Consider the following 18,775-nt stretch of genomic DNA (forward strand, 5'->3'; position numbering starts at 1 on the left):
GAGCAGCCACGGTCCTCCGCCGCGACCGCTCAGCTCGAGGGCACGAAGACCAGGTCGACCCCGTACGAGGCGGACGAGCTGCTGCCGGGGAACCCCGTCCCGTAGACGTAGGCACCCCCCGGTGCGAGGCTCGTCAACGGACCGGCGGTCAGTGCCGTGGCCAACCCGTTGGGATCCACCGCGTAGTGCCCGGTGCTCGAGTGGTAGGCGACCGTGTAGGTCTGGCCGGGCGCCACGGACACCGGCGAGGCCAGCTGGACGGTCTGCCAGCCGGAGGCCGACTCCGCCGAGGATGCGGCCGAGGCCAGCAGGGTCTGCGACCCGTCCCAGAGCTTGACCGTGTGGACCCCGGTGTTCGCCGCGCCCTTGTAGAACCGGATGGCGGTCACCTGGCCCGGAACCGACGTGGTGAACCGGAGCCCCACCTGCACCGCTGCGGTGTCGTTCCAGGCGGCGTTGGCCGGCGTGTACGTGTCCGACCAGAACGACACCGCCGAGGCCTGCGGCGCGCTCGTGGTGAACGACCACGACCCGCTCCCCAGTGTGGCGCCGTTCAGGCTCGCTGCCGCGGTGTAGGAGGTACCGGTGGCCATCGGGGTCGACGGGACGAAGGTGACGGTCAGGCTCGCCGCGTCGTAGCTGCTGGTGCCCGCGACGGCGCCCGAGGCCGAGCTCACCGAGAGCTGGGGCGTGCCCGAGGCGGGCGCCTTCGACAGCGTCGCCGACAGGGACGCCGTGGTCGACACCCCCGTCGCTCCCGCCGGAGGTGAGGTGGACACGACGGTCGGCGGCGTGGGCGCCCCCCGCACGAACACCACGTCGACGAAGTAGTTCGACTGCTGCCAGGTCGACGTCGGGAACCCACCGGACGCCCCGTACCGGTAGCGACCGTTGCCGACGGCAGGCACCGTGAGCGGACCGACCGTCAGATCAGCGGTGAAGGCGTTCGCGGTCACCGCGTAGTGGCCCTGGGGCGCGAGGTAGGACACCACATAGGTCTGGCCGACGGTCACCTCGTAGGGGCTGCTGAACGTGGCCGTCTGCCAGCCCGAGGCCGACTCGTTGGCGAAGGTCACCGTGCGCAGCGCGGTCCCGTTCGAGCTCCACAGCGTGCCGACGTGGGTGCCGCCGTTCCCGGCGCCCTTGTAGAACCGCACCCCGGTGATCGAGCCGCTCTCGTTGGGTGTGAACGAGACGCCGAGCTCGACCGCGCCGGTGTCGTTCGCGGAGGCCGTGGCCGGGGTGCCGGTCGCGAAGAGCGAGCACGGGCAGCCGTCCGACCCCGTCGTGGTGAAGCTCCAGCTGACATCGGCTGCGGTGCTGCCGTCGGTGGCGGTCAGGTGGCTCGCGGTCGCGGTGTAGGACGTCGAGGCCGCCAGCGCCGAGGTCGGCGTGAAGGTCAGCGTCAGGCCGTCCGAGGACAGGCTCGTGGCACCGGCCACCGACGTCCCCGCGGCGGTCCGGAGCGCGAGCGAGGCCGCGCTCGTCACGGCCTTGGAGAAGGTGACGGAGACCGGGTTGCCTACCGGAGCGGCGGTCTCGCCAGACGCGGGCACCTGCGACGCCACGGTCAACGGGGTCGCCGCCCGCTTGAAGACCACGTCGACCAGGTAGCTCGTCGAGGTCGTCGTCGACGGGTACCCGTCGGCGTAGCTGTACATCCCGCTGTCGGTCGCGGTGCGCAGCGGGTCACGCTGCACACCGGCACCGGAGAACGCGCCCGCGGTCGCGGAGTACCGCCCGACCGTCGTGCGGTAGGACACCACGTACTCGGTGTTCTTCGTGATCTGCACCGGCTGGGAGAACGTGGCGGTCTGCCAGCCGGTCGTGGTCTCGTTCGTGAAGGTCACGGTCGCGAGCGCGGCGCCGGTCGCCACCGACCAGAGCGTCCCGACGTGGGTCCCGGTGTTGTTCGGGCCCTTGTAGAACCGGACGCCGGTCACGGTGCCGTCCACGGAGCTGGCGAACCTCGTCCCGAGGGTCACGGCGTCGTTGTCCGGGACGTCGAGGACGCCAGGAACCGCGGAGTCGTTGTAGAGCGACACCACCTGGGCGCCGGCCACCTGGTCGGGTGCCGCCGTGGTGAAGGTCCAGCTCGGGCTCCCGGTGATGGCACCGCCGCCGACAGCCGTCGCAGCCAGGGTCGCCGTGTACGACGTGGAGGTGGCGAGCGCGGCGGACGGCGTGAACGTCACCGTCCGGCTGGCGGCGTCGTAGGTCTTGGTCCCGGCCACCGACGCCCCGGCTGCCGTCTTGAGGGTGAACGTCACGGTCGAGGCGGTCACGTCCTTGGAGAACACCGCCGAGAGGCTCGACCCGGTGAGCACCGAGCCCGCACCCGCCAGCGGCGTCTTCGACGAGATGACCAGCGGCGTCGTGTCGACCGTGTTGAACACGACGTCGACGTAGTAGTTGGAGGAGCCGTAGGTGCTCGTCGGGAAGCCGCCCGGCGCACCGTAGACCCCGGATGCGGCCGAACCGAAACCACCCGGGACCGACAACGGCGCAGCGGTGTAGGCCCGATACCAGAACGCGTCGGCGCGGACGGCATACCCGCCCGCAGGTGCGGTGTACGAGACGACGTACGTCGTACCCGCCGTCACCGGGACGGCCTGCGCCAAGGTCGCCGTCTGCCAGCCCGTCGCGGTCTCGGCGCTGAACGTCACGGTCGCGAGCTTCGCGCCCGCCGCCGACCACAGCGTCCCGGTGTGGGTTCCCGTGTTGCCGGAACCCTTGTAGAAGCGCACCCCGGTGATGTAGCCCGACGTGGACGGCACGACCTTGAGCCCGAGCTCGACGGCCGAGGTGTCCGAGGCCGATGCGACGGGCGGCACGGTCGAGCCGAACAGCGTGCAGGGGCAGGACACGGTGAAGCTGCGGCTCACCACGGCGCCGATGTTGGCGCTGTCGTCCGTCGCCCGCACCTTGACGGCGGTGCTGCCGTTGCCGGTCTGGACGTAGGTGTAGCTCCAGCTCGTCGTGCCCGTGGCGGGGTGCCACGACGTGCCGCCGTCGGTCGAGACCTCGACGCCCGCGACGGTGCCGCCGAGGTCGTAGGCCGAGCCGGTGAGGGTGACCGAGGCTCCGTTCGACTGCGCCGAACCAGCCCCCGGGGTCAGGATCGTGACGGTCGGACCCGTCGTGTCCGCCGTCTTGGTCGCGGCGACCAGACCCGACATCAGCGTCGTCGGCTGGGCCGACATGTCCGCGAGCAGGTTGACGGTCGCCTGCTGCATCCGGGAGTCGGCCGGTGCGCCGGCGCCGTCGTGCTCCTGGTCGAGCCCCCAGGCCCACTGGATGGACCCGGCGGAGAAGACCCGCGCACCGCTCGCCGCCTTGTAGAGCGTGATGTGGTGCGACGTCGTGCCCGGCGCCGTCACGAGGCCGTAGTCCTGCAGGTACTGCGGCACGGCACCGTTGGTCGTGGACATCCGGATGAGGCCTGCCGGTCGGAACCCGTTGTCCACGTCCTCGTCGGACTCGTAGCCCACCGTGTGGGGCGCGAGGGCGGCGGAGGTCCCGGCGGCCATCGAGGCGAGCGGGGTGTTGCGCCACAGCCGGAGCTTGCCCTCGGCCGCCGAGACCGTGACCGGCAGATCGGAGTCGTTGGACATGTACATCGTGCCGGTCAGCGCGTTCTCCGGGGTCCCGCCGCCGTTCGCGGGCGAGGCGAAACGCGGGTCGCGGAAGGTGCCCGTCCACTGCGCCGACGGGTCGATCTTGGCGTTGCTCCAGGTCTCCTTGTACGAGACGAGCGTGCGGTAGGCGGTGGACGCCCCGTCGATCGAGGGCTCGTAGCGGGTGCGCCAGTAGACCTCGTTGCCGCTGAAGAAGGCAAGGTTCACGCCGGCGTCGCGGGCCGCCTCGACGTTCGCCCGCTGCGCACCGGACCAGTACTCGTCGTGCCCGACCGAGAGGAAGACCTTGTGGTTCTTCAGCAACGACCCGGCCCGGTCGGAGTCCACCCCGGCGATGTACGTCATGTCGTAGCCGTTGCGCTCGAGGAACCGCACCATCGCGAACTCGGAGCTGAAGTAGAAGTCCCGGCCTTCGATTCGGCCCCTGGTGACGACCGGCCGGTTGTAGCTGATCTTGTAGGCCCGCCCGTTGGCCGCCCCCTGGTAGAAGTCCGAGCCGCCGTAGGTGTTGTAGGCCTGCCAGGTCGGGTCGGACGTCTGGAACACCACCTGCGAGGTGCTGGCGTCGTTGCGGACGACGAAGACGATATGACTGGCCTCACCCGTCGACGGGACCGTCAGCTTGGCGACGTACACACCCGAGACCGCCGTGGACGGCACCGCCCAGGTCGCCGACAGGCCCCAGTTGCCGCAGTCGGTGAGCTCGTTGGTCTGGTCCCAGATGCACTGCGGCTGCGCCTGCGGCAGCGTGGCCGACGGCGTCACCGAGGTGATGTACCGGGCGCCGAGGCCCTGGTAGTAACCGGTCCGGTAGATGTCGATCGTGTAGGCGGCGGCCGCGGTGTCGATCTTGAAGCCGATGGAGCTGCCCGCGTTCACCGAGATGTCGGTCGAGAACCCCTGGATCGCGTCCGAACCGGCGCCGCTGATGTCCCAGACCGACGGGTCGGTCCCCGGCTTGGAGTTCTCGCACGCGATCGCGTTCCCACCGACGCAGGGGTCGGTGGCGGCGGACGCCGGCACGGCGGCGAGCGTCACGGGCAGTGCCAACGCGAGGCCGACCAGCGGGGCCACCCAGCGACGGCGCATCAGACGAGACATGGGATCCTCCAGCGCAGTGCCGACCCGGAGCGGCGCGCGGGCAGGCGCCGCTCGCACGAGTCGGTCGATATCGGACAATAGGGGAAGATCGGGCGCCGTCGAAGGTTGGTCCATCCCTTTCACCCGCCATGCCGCCCAGATGGCGGCATGGCGTGGCGAACGGGTGAATCATCGGCCCCGTCACCGATCTGAGGAGCCGTGCATGAGCCCCGCATCCGTCGCCCCCACCGCCGATGTCGACCCGGGCGCCCGGCTCGGTGACGGCACGAAGGTCTGGCACCTCGCTCAGGTCCGCGAGGACGCCACCGTCGGTGCCGAGTGCATCATCGGGCGCGGCGCGTACATCGGCCCCGGGGTGCGGGTCGGCGACCGGTGCAAGATCCAGAACTACGCCCTGGTCTACGAGCCGGCGGTGCTGGAGGACGGCGCCTTCGTCGGACCGGCCGTCGTGTTCACCAACGACTACTTCCCGCGGGCGGTGACCGTCGACGGGGCCCTCAAGTCGGCCGACGACTGGCACGCCGTCGGCGTCACGGTGCGCACCGGCGCCTCGATCGGGGCGCGCTCGGTCTGCGTCGCCCCCGTGACGATCGGGCGGTGGGCCCTCGTCGCCGCCGGGTCGGTGGTGACCCGCGACGTGCCCGACTTCGCCCTGGTGGCCGGGGTCCCGGCCCGTCGGGTGCGCTGGGTCGGGCGCGCGGGGGAACCCCTGGAGCAGGTCGACGCCGCGACCTGGCGCTGCCCGCGGACCGGCGAGACCTACCGCGAGACCGACGGCACGCTCGCGCTGCTCGACGCCTGACGGGGACGCCGCGCCGAGGACGAGGCTCAGTAGGCCCCTGAGCCGCCGATCACGGCACGCAGGGTCTTCCACACGATGAGCAGGTCGAGCGCGATCGACCAGTTGTCGACGTAGCGCAGGTCCAGCCGGATCGACTCGTCCCACGACAGGTCCGACCGTCCGGAGACCTGCCACAGACCGGTGAGCCCGGGGCGCACGTGCAGCCGGCGCCACGTGGCGTCGCGGTAGCCGTCGACCTCGTCCGGCAGCGGCGGCCGGGGCCCCACGAGGGACATGTCACCGCGCAGGACGTTCCACAGCTGGGGAAGCTCGTCGAGCGACAGACGCCGCAGCACCCGTCCGACCGGGGTCACCCGCGGGTCGGCGCGCATCTTGAAGAGCACACCGTTGCCCTCGTCCTGGGCCGCGAGCGCGGCCTTGCGGGCCTCGGCGTCGACGTACATGCTGCGCAGCTTGAACATCCTGAACGGCACGCCGTCGATGCCCACCCGCTGCTGGACGAAGAACGGCGAGCCCTTGCTGGTGAGGGCCACCGCCACCGCGCAGACGGCGATGACCGGACCGGCGACCAGCAGCATCATCGCGGCGGTCAGCCGGTCGAACCACCACTTGGCCCACTGCCGACGACGCGGCGTCGCGACCTCGACCTCGAGCAGCGACAGCCCGGCCGTGGGACGCATGCGCACCCGTGACCCCATGACCTCCACGAGCCCGGGGGCGACGACGAGACGGGTGCCCGTCTGCTCGAGCGCCCACGAGAGCCGGCGAAGACCGTCACCGGTGAGCGCGCCGCCGGTGACCACGACGACGTCGATCGACCAGTCGTGCACCACCTGCGGGATGTCGGCGATCGCACCGAGCGTGGGAACGTCGCGCACCGTCGGAGCGGTGTCGAGGGAGGGGACGCACGTGCCGACCACCCGGTAGCCGTGGTAGCTCGCGGTCTGCAGGTCATCGACCACCCGGCGCAGACCCGCACCGTCGCCGACGATGAGGGTGCGTGCCATCGCCTGCCCCTGCGCGCGCGCCCGGTGCAGGCCACGCCGGACCCCGTAGCGCCCGACCCCCACCCCGAGGGTGAGCAGGACGGCCGTCGTCGCGACGACGGACCTGGACATCGGCAGGCCGGCCCACTCGCTGACGACCGCAGGGACCACCACGGCGGCCAGACCACCGCGCAGGACGGCCTGGAACTCGCCGGGGCCTGTCCCCAGGAAGTTGGTGTCGTAGCCACGGAACAGCGCCATGCTGGCCAGGAAGGTGACGACCACACCGAGGGTCCACAGCATCCCGATCGCCGAGCCCGGTCGGGTCAGCCAGGCGATGGCGCCGACGACGACACCGGCGACCATGAGGTCGACGGCCACGACGCGGAGCACGTAGGCGCTCGCCTCGACCTGCCACCCTGCGTCGGGACGCTCGACGGCGCGCGGCGGCCGGTCCTCGAAGGGGCGGCTGCGGGCCCAGGACATCCGCGGGCCGGCGGAGGTGCCACGCCGGTCGAACCCGGTCGGCTCCGACGGCGTCTCCACCGGCTCGAGCACAGGCAGCTCGCCGGTGTCCGTGCGCGGCACCGAGGCGGACGCGCGGTCGACGGCGTCGACACCTCGGTCTGCATCGTCAAGGATCGTCATGGTCCCGTTCCGTCTCGGTCGGCTCGCCTGGCGAGGCTAGGCGAACCTGTGAACCATTTCGCCCCCACATGCCCGAATTCACCCATTCGTCACCGAGGTGGCGCAGTCACGACGGCGCGTGGAACTCCTGCTGGGCCGGCTCCAGCCCCTGGGTGACGATCGCCTCGACGGCGTCGGCCGCCCGGTCGAGCAGCCAGCCGAGGTCCGCGCGCTCGGCCGAGGTGAAGTCCTTGAGCACGAAGTCGGCCGGGTCCTGGCGCCCCGGCGGGCGTCCGATGCCGACCCGGACCCGCAGGTAGTCCTTGGTGCCGAGCGCGCGCGTGATGTCGCGCAGACCGTTGTGGCCACCCTCGCCCCCACCGCGCTTGAGCCGCACCGTGGCGAACGGCAGGTCCAGCTCGTCGTGCACGACGAGCACCTGCGCGACGTCGACCCCGTGGTAGCGGGCGAGCGCACCGACCGGACCGCCGGAGACGTTCATGTAGGTGGTCGGCCGCACGAGCAGCGCGCGAGGTCCGGGGGCGCCGCCCGGGAGAACCCCGAGCCGCACGTCGGCCGTGAGCGCCTGCGGCCGCCGGCCCAGCGGGCCCGAGGCGCCGGCGAACGACTGCCCGCACCGGCGCGCCAGCTCGTCGAGCACCATCGCCCCGACGTTGTGCCGGTTGCCGGCGTACTGCGGACCGGGGTTGCCCAGGCCCACGACGAGCCACGGACCCTGCGCCACGAGACCTCCTTCAGACGCCGACACCCGGCCACGTGGGCCGGGTGTCGGGTCGGACGAGCAGAGCCGATCAGGCCTCGGTGGCAGCGGCCGCGGCGGCCTCGGCCTCGTCGGCGGCCCGGTCGGCGGCCGAGACGGTCGGGACCGAGACGGTGAGCACGACGTGCTCGGCCTCGGTGATGAGGGTCGCACCGGCCGGCAGCGTGACGTCGCCGGCGTGGATGACGGCGCCCTCCTCGAGGCCCTCGATCGAGATCTCGACGTGCGACGGCAGGTTGGTCGCCTCGGCCTCGAGCTGCAGCTGCTGGGTCTCGACGACGTGGATGGTGCCGGGGGCCGACTCGCCGATGATGTGCACCGGGACGTCGACCTGGATCTTCTCGCCGCGCTTCACGATGAGCAGGTCGATGTGCTCGATGATCTGGCGGACCGGCTCGATCTGCACGTCCTTGGCGACGGCCAGGATCTTCTTGCCGTCGAGCGCGACCTCGAACAGGGCGTTGGTCTGCTTGAGCGCGAGCATCGTCTCGTGGCCCGGCAGCGAGACGTGCAGCGGGTCGCTGCCGTGGCCGTACAGCACGGCGGGGATCTGGTCCGCGCGGCGCAGCCGACGGGCGGCGCCCTTGCCGAACTCGGAACGGGCGGTGGCGGTCAGGACGGTCTCGGCCATGACGACTCCTTGTGGGGGCGAGTGTGATCGGTCCGGCCTCGACGCGGGACGCGAGACGGCGCACGCGGAGGCACCGCCCAGTCGATCACGGAGGGTTCGGGCCGTCAGGCCCGTCCCGCCTCCCTCGCCGAGGCAACCTGACGATCCTACCGGACGAGCGCACCGCTCCCCACCTGCGAGTCCCCGCCTGCGGGGTCGAGCACGGGACCTGACCGGTGCGCCAGGCTGCCGCTGGGGTCAGGCGTTGCCCTCGAACAGCGAGGTCACCGAGCCGTCGTCGAAGACCTCGCGGATGGCCCGGGCGATGATCGGGGCGATCGACAGCACGGTGAGACCGTCGAAACGGTGCTCCTCCGGGATCGGCAGCGTGTCGGTGATGACGATCTCGCGGGCACCGGACTGCTGCAGCCGCTCGCACGCCGGGTCGGACAGCACCCCGTGCGTCGCGGCGACGATGACGTCCTTGGCGCCCGCGGCCAGGACCACCCGCACCGCCTCGCTGATGGTGCCGGCTGTGTCGATGAGGTCGTCGACCAGCACGCAGGTCTTGCCCTCGACGTCACCGACGACGCGGTTCGCGACGGCCTTGTTCGGGGTGCGGATGTCCCGGGTCTTGTGCACGAAGGCCAGCGGGCCCCCGCCGAGCTTGGCGGCCCACTGCTCGGCCACCCGGATGCGACCGGCGTCGGGCGAGACCACCGTGACGTTCTGCGTGTCGACGCGGGTGCGCACGTACTCCACGAGGACCGGCTGGGCCCACAGGTGGTCGACCGGCCCGTCGAAGAAGCCCTGGATCTGGGCGGCGTGCAGGTCCACGCTCATGATCCGGTCCGCACCGGCGGTCTTGAACAGGTCGCACATGAGGCGGGCCGAGATCGGCTCCCGGCCACGGTGCTTCTTGTCCTGCCGGGCGTAGCCGAAGAACGGGGCGACCACCGTGATCGTCTTGACCGAGGCCCGCTTGAGGGCGTCGACCATGAGCAGCTGCTCCATGATCCACTGGTTGATCGGCGAGGCGTGCGACTGCAGCACGAAGGCGTCCGACCCGCGCACCGACTCGGCGAACCGGGTGTAGATCTCGCCGTTGGCGAAGTCGTAGGCCGTCGTCGGGACCAGCTGGATGCCCAGGTGGTCGGCGACGTCCTCGGCCAGCTCGGGGTGCGCGCGCCCCGAGACCAGCACCAGCCGCTTCTCGCTGTCGACCGTGACAAGACCGGTCATCGGTCGTTCTCCGTTTCGTGGGTGGTGCCGGGGTCGGACGACCCTGCCGAACGTGCCCGCGCCGAGGCCTCGGCCGCGGGGGTACCAGGACGGGACCGCTCGACCCAGCCCTCGACGTTGCGCTGACTGCCCTGGCTCACGGCGAGCGCACCGGCCGGGACGTCGCGGCGGATCACGCTGCCGGCCCCGGTGTAGGCGCCGTCGCCGACCTGGACGGGTGCGACGAACATGTTGTCCGCACCGGTGCGGGCATAGGAGCCGATCACCGTGCGGTGCTTGTGCACGCCGTCGTAGTTCACCGTGACCGACGCCGCGCCGATGTTGGTCTCGACACCGATCTCGGCGTCGCCGACGTACGACAGGTGCGGCACCTTGGACCCGCGCCCGATCGTGGCGTTCTTGGTCTCGACGAAGGTGCCGATCTTGCCGCGCTCGCCCAGGATCGTGCCCGGCCGCAGGTAGGCGAACGGGCCCACGCTCGCCCCGGCCCCGATCACCGCGTCCGAGCCGTGCGTGCGCACGATCGTGGCGCCCTCGCCGACCTCGACGTTGGTGAGCGTCGTGTCCGGGCCGATCCGCGCACCGGTCGCCACGCTCGTCGCACCGTGCAGCTGGGTGCCGGGCAGCAGCGTCACATCGGCGGCCAGGTCCACGTCCACGTCGACCCAGGTGGTCGCCGGGTCGACGACCGTCACCCCGGCGCGCATCCAGTCCTCGACCGTGCGGCGGTTGAGCTCGGCGCCGAGCCGGGCCAGCTGCACCCGGTCGTTGACACCCTCGACCGACAGCACGTCCTCGGTGCGCAGCGCGCGCACGTGCCCGCCGTCGGCCCGGGCCAGGGCCAGCACATCGGTGAGGTAGAGCTCGCCCTGGGCGTTGCTGCGGTCCAGCCGGGTCAGCGCACGGCGCAGCACGTCGGCGTCGAACACGTAGACCGAGGTGTTGATCTCGTCGACCGCGCGCTGCACGTGGTCGGCGTCCCGCTCCTCGACGACCGCGAGCACGTCACCGGTGCCCGCCTCGCGCAGCACCCGCCCGTACCCCGTCGGGTCCGCCACGACGGTGGTGAGCACCGTCACGGCGTTGACGTCGGCGTGGTGGGCGACCAGCAGCTGGCTGATCGTGCCAACGTCGAGCAGCGGCACGTCGCCGGCCAGCACGACGACCGACCCGGTGAGCTCGCCGGCGCCGTCGAGCGCCTCGAGGGCCACCTGCACCGCGCGGCCCGTGCCCGGCACGTCGTCCTGGTCGACGATCAGCACCTCGGGGTCGAGGGTGAGCACATGGTCGGTCACGGCGGCCCGTTCGTGGCGCACGACCACCGCGAGCCGCTGCGGGCTCAGCGCCCGCGCCGTGGTGAGCACATGACCCACGAGGCTGCGCCCGCCGATCTCGTGCAGCACCTTCGGGGTGGCCGACCGCATCCGGGTGCCTTCGCCAGCAGCGAGGACGACGACTGCAGCCGGACGGGGGATGGTCACCGTGTTGCGCTCCTCGCGGTCGTCCCCGCGCAGGTGCGGAGGGCTGGCTGGCACCCGCACTCTACCGCCGCGACCACGGGGCCCGGCCCGCGGTGGGTGCCCGCGACGGGGCTCCGCCCCCAGGACTCGAACCTGGACCGCAAGGCTCCAAAGGCCTGCGTGCTGCCATTACACCAGGGCGGACCGCAGCCACCCAGTGTGCCAGTCGGCGGCGTGGCCCCGCGGGCACGCGGCATGATGACCCCGTGACCAGCGACTCCAGACGGACCGCACGGTCCCGCATGACAGGGGCCCAGCGCCGTGCCCAGCTGCTCGACGTGGCCCGCCGGCTGTTCGCCGAGAAGGGCTACGAGACCACGAGCATCGAGGAGATCGCGGCCCGGGCCGAGGTCTCCAAACCGGTGGTCTACGAGCACTTCGGCGGCAAGGAGGGCATCTACGCGGTCGTCGTCGACCGTGAGGTGCAGGCGCTCACCGATGCGCTCTCCGGGGCCCTCGAGGGCGGCGGGCACCCCAAGGTGCTGCTCGAGCGCACGGCCCTCGTGCTGCTCGGCTACATCGAGGACAGCGAGGACGGGTTCCGCATCCTGGTGCGCGACTCCCCCGTCGCGCAGGCCACCGGCACGTTCTCCAGCCTCATCGGCGACGTGGCCACCCAGGTGGAGCACCTGCTCGCCGAGCAGTTCGCGCGCCAGGGCCTGGACCCGAGCACCGCACCCATGTACTCCCAGATGCTCGTCGGGATGGTGGCGCTCACCGGCCAGTGGTGGCTCGACGCCCGCAGCCCCGGCAAGTCGGAGGTGGCCGCGCACCTGGTCAACCTCGCCTGGAACGGCCTGTCCGGGCTGGAGAGCCAGCCGATGCTCACCGGACATTCCCGAGGTATCACGACATGAAGAATCTCGACGACGCGTAAACTCCGGGCATGACGACGGAGCCGGTCGACGAGGTCGCACGGATCGTCGAGGCCTGGCACCGTGAGCGCCCCGACCTGGACGTGCGCCCCATGGAGGTGCTGTCGCGGGTGAGCCGGCTCGCGCGGCACCTCGACCTGGCGCGGCGCGCCACCTTCGCCGAGCACGGTCTGGAGACCTGGGAGTTCGACGTGCTCTCCGCGCTGCGCCGCCAGGGTGAGCCCTACCGCATGTCGCCGGGGGCGCTGCTCACCGAGACGCTCGTCACCAGCGGCACCATGACCAACCGGATCGACCGGCTGGCCGAGCACGGGCTCGTGCAGCGGATGCCCTCCCCCGACGACCGCCGCGGTGTGCTCGTCGAGCTCACCGACGAGGGCCTGGCCCGCGTCGACGCCGCCCTGGCCAGCCTGCTGCGGGCCGAGCAGGGGCTGCTCGCCGGGCTGAGCGGGGCCGATGTGCGTCACCTCGCCGACCTGCTGCGCGACGTGCTCGCCCCGTTCGACGCCGGCTGAGGCCCCGGCTGCGGAACGCCCGACCGGCGAGGAGTCAGCCGGCGAGGAGTCGGCCGACGAGGGCTCAGCCGGCGACCTCGGCGGCGGCCAGCCACTGCTCCTCGAGCTCGTCGCGCTCGGCGGCCAGGGCACGCAACCGGGTGTCCAGCGCGAGCACCGCGGCGTGGTCGGTCGCCTGCTCCGCCATCTCGGCGTGCAGCCGCGCCTCCTGCTCGGCCAGCCGCTCGAGGCGTCGCTCCAGCCGGGCGACCTCCTTGCGCGCGGTGCGCAGGTCGGCGGCGCTCGGCGCGACCTCGGCCGCCGGTGCGGCCGGCGCCGGGGCCGGTGCGTCCACGACCGCGGCGCGCAGCCGCAGGTACTCCTCGACCCCGCCGGGCAGGTCACGCAGCGTCGCGTCGCCCAGCACCGCGACCTGGCGGTCGGTCACCCGCTCGAGCAGGTACCGGTCGTGGCTGACGACGACGAGCGTGCCCGGCCAGCCGTCGAGCAGGTCCTCGACCGCGGCCAGGGTGTCGGTGTCCAGGTCGTTCGTCGGCTCGTCGAGCAGCAGCACGTTCGGCTCCCCCACGAGCAGCCGCAGCAGCTGCAGCCGCCGCCGCTCACCGCCTGACAGGTCCTTGACCAGGGTGCGCGCCCGGTCCCGGGTGAAGCCGAGACGTTCGACGAGCTGACCCGCCGTGAGCTCCTTGCCGCCGACGACCACCTGGCGGCGCTCGCGCTCGACGGCCTCGAGCACCCGCAGGTCGGCGACGTCGTCCAGGTCCTCGACGTCCTGCTTGAGCTGGGCCAGCACCACGGTCTTGCCGCGGCGCACCCGGCCCGAGGTCGGGGCGACCTCGCCGGCGAGCAGCCGCAGCAGGCTCGTCTTGCCCGCACCGTTGACCCCCACGATGCCGATCCGGTCCCCGGGCCCGAGCCGCCACGTGAGGTCGTCGAGCAGCACCCGGTCCCCGTAGGCCAGGCGCACACCCTCGACGTCGAGCACGTCCTTGCCCAGCCGCGCGGTCGCCATCCGGGTGAGCTCGAGCGGGTCGCGCGGCGCCGGCTCGTCGGCGATGAGCTCGGCGGCGGCGTCCAGCCGGAACTTGGGCTTGGAGGTGCGAGCCGGGGCGCCCCGGCGCAACCAGGCCAGCTCCTTGCGCAGCAGGTTCTGCCGCTTGGCCTCGACCGTCGCCGCCTGCGTCGACCGTTCGGCCCGGGCGAGCACGTACGCGGCGTAGCCGCCGTCGTACTGGTCGACCACACCGTCGTGCACCTCCCAGGTGCGCAGCCCGACGGCGTCGAGGAACCACCGGTCGTGGGTCACGACGACGAGCGCACCGCGGCCACGGAACCGTTCGACGAGGTGCTGGGCGAGCCAGGCCACGCCCTCGACGTCGAGGTGGTTGGTCGGCTCGTCGAGCAGCAGCACCTCGTCGTCGCGGGTGAGCAGCGCGGCGAGCGCGACCCGGCGGCGCTGACCACCGGACAGCGTGCCCACGTCGGCGGCCAGGTCGACATCGGACAGCAGCCCCGCGTGCACCGCGCGGACCTGGGGGTCTGCGGCCCACACGTGCTCGGCGGCACCGCCGTGGATCGCCGCCAGCACCGTGCCCTGCGCCAGCCCGTCACGCTGGTCGAGCATCGCCACCCGGGTGCCGGCCAGCCGGGTCACCCGGCCGGAGTCGGGGTCGGCGCGGCCGGCGAGCACCCGCAGCAGCGTGGACTTGCCGGCCCCGTTGGGACCCACCACACCGATCCGGGCACCGTCGTCGAGTCCCAGGCTGACGTCGTCGAGCACCGCACGGGTGCCGAGGGTCAGGGCGACGCGGTCGGCGCCGAGCAGATGTGCCACACCCCCAGTGTCCCAGCCCGCCCGGTGCGGGCCGACCGGCTCAGCCCGCCGAGCGGCGCAGCGCCTCGGCCAGCCGCACCCGCGGACCCGTGCGCAGCACCGAACGCTCGTAGATCCGGGCGGCCAGCAGCACCACCGCCACCGTCGCGACCACGAGCAGCACGAGCGAGATGAGCGGCTCGGCCCAGCCGACGCCGCCGACGAACATCCGCACCGGCATCGCGACCGGCGCACTGAACGGCACGTAGGAGGCGACCGCGAGCACCACGGGGTTGTCGTTGAAGAACACGACGACGAAGTACGGCGCGATCGTCAGCCAGGTGACCGGCTGGATCACGGCACCCAGGTCCTCCATCCGGGAGACCAGCGCGGCCGATGCGGCGTAGATCGACGCGAGCAGCACGAAGCCGACCGCGAAGAAGATGACGAACCAGGCCAGCGGGGCGCCCACGAGGGTGAGCACGTCGTCACGCCCGGTGGCCGCCAGTCCGATGACCGCGACCGAGACCAGCGCGGTGATCTGACCGAGGGCCAGCACGCTGTTGCCCACCACCTTGCCCGCCAGCAGCGCCCGCACCGGGACCGCCGACAGCAGGATCTCGACGATCCGGGTCTGCTTCTCGGTCACCGTGTTCTGCGCGATGGTCGAGCCGAAGGTGATCGCCGCCATCATGAACACCAGGCCGAAGGCCAGGCTCACGACGTAGCGCACCACCCCGTCACCGGCCCGGTCGGGTTCGAGCACGTCGACCTTCGGGGTGACGGTGAGCGCGTCGACGACGGCCTGCGGGGTGCTGGTGAGCACGACGACCCGCGGCACCGACCCGGTCCCGGGCAGCAGCGCCGCCTTGACCGAGCCGTCACGCACCTTGGCCAGGGCAGCGTCCTCGTCGGGCACCTGCTGGACGTCGACGCCCTTGAGCTCGCCGACCTGGGCGGCCACCGCCGTCGGTGCGGCGACCGGGACCGCCGCCGAGTCGCGTCCGGCCAGCAACGAGCTGACGACGATCCCGGCGAGCACCGCGAGCAGCAGCAGCGCCGAGGAGATGAGGAACGCCTTGCTGCGCAGCTGGGTGGTGATCTCACGGCCGGCGACCAGCAGCGTGGCCGCACCCAGCGACGGCGGCGTGGGGGCGCTCATGCCGCCACCTGCGCACCGTCGTGGGCCGCACCGTCGTGGACGGCGCCGTCGGCCATGAGCTCGCGGAAGATCTCGGCCAGGGTCGGCACCACCGGGCCGAAGCGGCGTACCGGCCCGCGCACCAGCGCCGCACGCAGCACCTCCTGGGCGGTCGCCTCGTCGGCGTCGAACACCGCCTCGTCGGCCGCGAACTCCACCACCTGAACCCCGGGGACCTCGCGCAGCCAGCCGGTGTCGGAGGCCACCAGCTCGAACCGGGAGCCGGCGTGCGCCGCCCGCAGCTCCTCCCGCGACCCGGCGGCCACCACCCGGCCGCCGGCGATGATGACGAGGTCGTCGCACAGCCGCTCGACCACGTCGAGCTGGTGGGAGCTGAACAGCACCGGCGCACCCGCCCGCGCGTGCGCCACCAGCACCGACGCCACGGCGTCCACCGCGATCGGGTCCAGACCGGAGAACGGCTCGTCGAGCACGAGCACGTCGGGGTCGTGCACGAGAGCCGCCGCGACCTGCGCGCGCTGCTGGTTGCCCAGCGACAGGCTGTCCACCGGGTCACCGGCCCGGGCCGCCAGGTCGAGGCGTTCGAGCAGGTCCATGGCCCGCGCCCGCGCCGTCGAGGCGTCGTACCCGTGCAGCCGGGCGAGGAAGGCGAGCTGGTCGACCACCTTCATCTTGGGGTAGAGGCCGCGTTCCTCGGGCATGTAGCCGAACCCGCGCCGGGTCGCCGGGTCGAGCACCCGCCCGTCAAGCCGGACCTGCCCCGCATCGGGGGTGAGCACCCCCATGACGATCCGCATCGCGGTCGTCTTGCCCGCCCCGTTGCCTCCGACGAACCCCGTGGTGCGGCCCCGCCGGACGACGAAGGACACGTCGTCCAACGCCCGGCGCTCACCGAACGTCCTGGTCACATGCTCCAGCTCGATCACACCGCCACGGTAGGGCTGGGCAGACAGCGGGCGCCTCGGCCGCGGGGCCGATCTTCGGCTCGGCCGCCAGACGGAGCTCAGCCCACGAGACCGTGCTCGTAGGCGTAGACGACCGCCTGCACCCGGTCGCGCAGCCCCAGCTTGGCCAGCAGGTTCGACACGTGCGTCTTCACCGTGGCCCGCGACAGCACGAGCCGGCCGGCGATCTCCTCGTTCGACAGGCCGTGGGCCATCAGCACGAGGACCTCACGCTCACGTTCGGTGAGCAGACCGTCGTCCGGCTCGTCCACCCGGCGCCGGCTGCCGACGACCGCCTGGGCGATGACCGCCCGGGTCACCTCCGGCGAGAGCAACCCGTCGCCGGCCGCGGCCGCCAGCACCGCGTCGGTGAGCTGGGCGGGCCGGGACGTCTTGAGCAGGAACCCGCACGCCCCGGCCTGCAGCGCCGCGAGCAGGTAGTCCTCGCGGTGGAACGTGGTGAGGATGACGACCGCGGCGCGCACCGTCGGGTCGCCGACCAGCTCGCGCGTCGCCGCCAACCCGTCCAGACGCGGCATCTGCACGTCCAGGCACACGACGTCCGGGTCCAGCGCCCGGGTGAGCTCGACGGCCTCGCGACCGTCCGCGGCCTGCCCGACCACCTCGATCGACGGGTGCGCGTCCAGGATGGTCGACAGCCCGGCGCGCACCAGGGCCTCGTCGTCGGCCACCACGACCCGGGTCATGCCGCGCCCACCGGGACGGTGGCCCGCACCACGAAGCCGCCGCGTGAGCGCGGGCCGACGTGCAACGTGCCGCCGTCGGCGTTCACGCGCTCCTGCATCCCCAGCAGCCCGAGCCCGGAGGACGGCAGCCGGGTGAGCGGCCGCCCGCCCCCGCCGTCGTCAGCGACCTCGAGCTCGACCGCACCGGGCAGGTAGCGCAGCCGCACACTGGCCCGCGCCGTCGGCCCGGCGTGCCGACGGGAGTTGGTGAGCGCCTCCTGGGCGATCCGGTACAGGTTGAGCGAGACCAGCGGCGGCAGCGGCTGCGGGGTGCCGACCACCTCGAGCTGCACCGGCATCCCGGCACCGGTCGCGTGCTCGACGAGCTCGGGCAGCCGGGCGACGCCGAGCCGGCCCAGCGGCTCGTCGACGGCCTCGGCCCGCTCCTCGCGCAGCGTGCCCAGGATCGCGGCGAGCTCGTGCACCGCGTCCCGCGCCGACTGCTGGACCTGCTCGACCGCGACGCCGGCCTGCGTGTCGTCACCCGCGTCGAGCAGGGTCGAGGCGACCGCCGCCTGCACCCCCATCGCCGCGACGTGGTGGGCGACCGCGTCGTGCAGCTCACGGGCGATCCGCAGCCGTTCGAGGGCGACCGCCTGCTCCTCGGCGCGCCGCTGGGCGGCCGCGAGCTGCCAGGTGCGCCAGGCCGTCCGGGCGCGTTCGCGTGCGGCCGACCACGCGTGGTCGCCGAACGCCCACGCGCCGGCGAAGTAGACGACGTTGGTGAGCACCTGGATGAGCAGGTAGGCGGCCAGCGGGGAGAACGCCCCGGACCGGGAGAACCCCGGGACCGCCTCCGGGTCGGCCACCGCCTGGAAGATCGCGACGAGCAGCCAGACGAACATCCCGACGACGACGAGCGCCCGCACCCACACCGCGCGGCGGCGGTCGGTCTCCCAGGCGCCGACCGTGTACAGCGCGATGAACAGCGCCACGTTGACGACGAGCGTCTCCGGCACGGCGAGCACCTGGGCGACGACGAACGCCACCGCCACCACTCCCAGCACGGCCGACGGGTACCGCCGCCGCCAGGCGAGCGGTGCGGTGACGGCCAGCAGCAGCGGGACCGAGACGGCCCCCGATGCCGGGTCGGGCCGCACCCCCGTGACGCGCCACAGCACCATCGACAGCACCGCACCGACGAACAGCGCCGCGGCCAGACCGGCGTCGGCACGCTGAGCGGAGCGGTCCACCGGAGGTCGCCGCCACGAGGCCGCGTCCGGGTCGCTCACAGCGGTGACGAGCGTCCGCCCGGCGCCGATCTGCGCGGCCTCGTCGCCGTCAGTCACCGCCGGCAACGGGTCTGCGGGCACCAGGTTGGTGAGCACGAACGTCACCACGGTGATGCCCCACAGCAGCAGCACCGAGATGCCCAGCCGGGTCAGGACGTACCGCACCAGCGGGTGGGCACGC

The 18,775-nt window shown here is 72.7% G+C and carries 14 protein-coding genes and 1 tRNA gene; 3 read left to right on the forward strand and 12 right to left on the reverse strand.

Going from position 1 to position 18,775, the window contains the following annotated elements:
* Positions 1 to 29 precede the first annotated feature (29 nt).
* Positions 30 to 4,739, reverse strand: coding sequence for a DUF4082 domain-containing protein (locus tag F2B26_RS02415; protein ID WP_159806042.1), 4,710 nt, complete (start codon positions 4,737 to 4,739; stop codon positions 30 to 32).
* 202 nt (positions 4,740 to 4,941) lie between these two features.
* On the opposite strand from F2B26_RS02415, the gene F2B26_RS02420 reads away from it, so the two are divergent.
* The gene (locus F2B26_RS02420; protein ID WP_159806044.1) at positions 4,942 to 5,541 is read left to right on the forward strand and encodes an acyltransferase; all 600 of its coding nucleotides are present in this window, start codon (positions 4,942 to 4,944) and stop codon (positions 5,539 to 5,541) included.
* 26 nt (positions 5,542 to 5,567) lie between these two features.
* Here the strand turns inward: F2B26_RS02420 and F2B26_RS02425 are convergent, their stop codons facing one another.
* The 6 genes from F2B26_RS02425 to F2B26_RS02450 form a co-directional block, all read right to left on the reverse strand.
* Entirely contained in the window at positions 5,568 to 7,175 is a 1,608-nt protein-coding gene (locus F2B26_RS02425; RefSeq protein ID WP_159806046.1) for a sugar transferase, read from the reverse strand.
* 106 nt (positions 7,176 to 7,281) lie between these two features.
* Positions 7,282 to 7,899 carry an aminoacyl-tRNA hydrolase gene (gene pth / locus F2B26_RS02430; protein WP_159806048.1) on the reverse strand — a complete coding sequence of 206 codons (618 nt, stop codon included), beginning with the start codon at positions 7,897 to 7,899 and terminating at the stop codon, positions 7,282 to 7,284.
* 67 nt (positions 7,900 to 7,966) lie between these two features.
* Positions 7,967 to 8,566, reverse strand: a complete 600-nt coding sequence (locus F2B26_RS02435) for a 50S ribosomal protein L25/general stress protein Ctc (RefSeq protein WP_159806050.1) — start codon at positions 8,564 to 8,566, stop codon at positions 7,967 to 7,969.
* A 237-nt stretch (positions 8,567 to 8,803) separates the two neighbouring features.
* Positions 8,804 to 9,787 (reverse strand): ribose-phosphate diphosphokinase, encoded by a 984-nt coding sequence (locus F2B26_RS02440; protein ID WP_159806052.1) that lies wholly within the window; start codon positions 9,785 to 9,787, stop codon positions 8,804 to 8,806.
* On the reverse strand, positions 9,784 to 11,268 hold the full coding sequence (gene glmU, locus F2B26_RS02445) for a bifunctional UDP-N-acetylglucosamine diphosphorylase/glucosamine-1-phosphate N-acetyltransferase GlmU (protein WP_159806069.1): 1,485 nt from the start codon (positions 11,266 to 11,268) through the stop codon (positions 9,784 to 9,786). The genes F2B26_RS02440 and glmU overlap by 4 nt, the downstream gene beginning before the upstream one ends.
* Before the next feature lie 111 nt (positions 11,269 to 11,379).
* Positions 11,380 to 11,451 (reverse strand) — tRNA-Gln (locus tag F2B26_RS02450).
* A 98-nt stretch (positions 11,452 to 11,549) separates the two neighbouring features.
* Here F2B26_RS02450 and F2B26_RS02455 point away from each other — a divergent pair.
* Positions 11,550 to 12,164, forward strand: coding sequence for a TetR/AcrR family transcriptional regulator (locus F2B26_RS02455; RefSeq protein ID WP_159806053.1), 615 nt, complete (start codon positions 11,550 to 11,552; stop codon positions 12,162 to 12,164).
* Positions 12,165 to 12,193: 29 nt separating this feature from the next.
* Positions 12,194 to 12,697, forward strand: a complete 504-nt coding sequence (locus tag F2B26_RS02460) for a MarR family winged helix-turn-helix transcriptional regulator (RefSeq protein ID WP_159806055.1) — start codon at positions 12,194 to 12,196, stop codon at positions 12,695 to 12,697.
* Positions 12,698 to 12,761: 64 nt separating this feature from the next.
* On the opposite strand, the gene F2B26_RS02465 is transcribed toward F2B26_RS02460, so the two are convergent.
* The 5 genes from F2B26_RS02465 to F2B26_RS02485 all read right to left on the reverse strand — a co-directional run.
* Positions 12,762 to 14,531, reverse strand: a complete 1,770-nt coding sequence (locus tag F2B26_RS02465; RefSeq protein WP_159806057.1) for an ABC-F family ATP-binding cassette domain-containing protein — start codon at positions 14,529 to 14,531, stop codon at positions 12,762 to 12,764.
* A 40-nt stretch (positions 14,532 to 14,571) separates the two neighbouring features.
* Positions 14,572 to 15,672 carry an ABC transporter permease gene (locus F2B26_RS02470; protein ID WP_159806059.1) on the reverse strand — a complete coding sequence of 367 codons (1,101 nt, stop codon included), beginning with the start codon at positions 15,670 to 15,672 and terminating at the stop codon, positions 14,572 to 14,574.
* Positions 15,669 to 16,598 (reverse strand): ABC transporter ATP-binding protein, encoded by a 930-nt coding sequence (locus F2B26_RS02475; RefSeq protein ID WP_159806061.1) that lies wholly within the window; start codon positions 16,596 to 16,598, stop codon positions 15,669 to 15,671. The genes F2B26_RS02470 and F2B26_RS02475 overlap by 4 nt, the downstream gene beginning before the upstream one ends.
* A gap of 77 nt (positions 16,599 to 16,675) precedes the next feature.
* The gene (locus tag F2B26_RS02480) at positions 16,676 to 17,323 is read right to left on the reverse strand and encodes a response regulator (RefSeq protein WP_159806063.1); all 648 of its coding nucleotides are present in this window, start codon (positions 17,321 to 17,323) and stop codon (positions 16,676 to 16,678) included.
* The coding region (locus F2B26_RS02485; protein WP_328698646.1) for a sensor histidine kinase at positions 17,320 to 18,775 on the reverse strand (1,456 nt) is incomplete at its 5' end. The genes F2B26_RS02485 and F2B26_RS02480, both read right to left, overlap by 4 nt.

Origin of the sequence: Cellulomonas citrea (assembly GCF_009829685.1) — a bacterium.
Lineage (GTDB): Bacteria > Actinomycetota > Actinomycetes > Actinomycetales > Cellulomonadaceae > Cellulomonas > Cellulomonas citrea.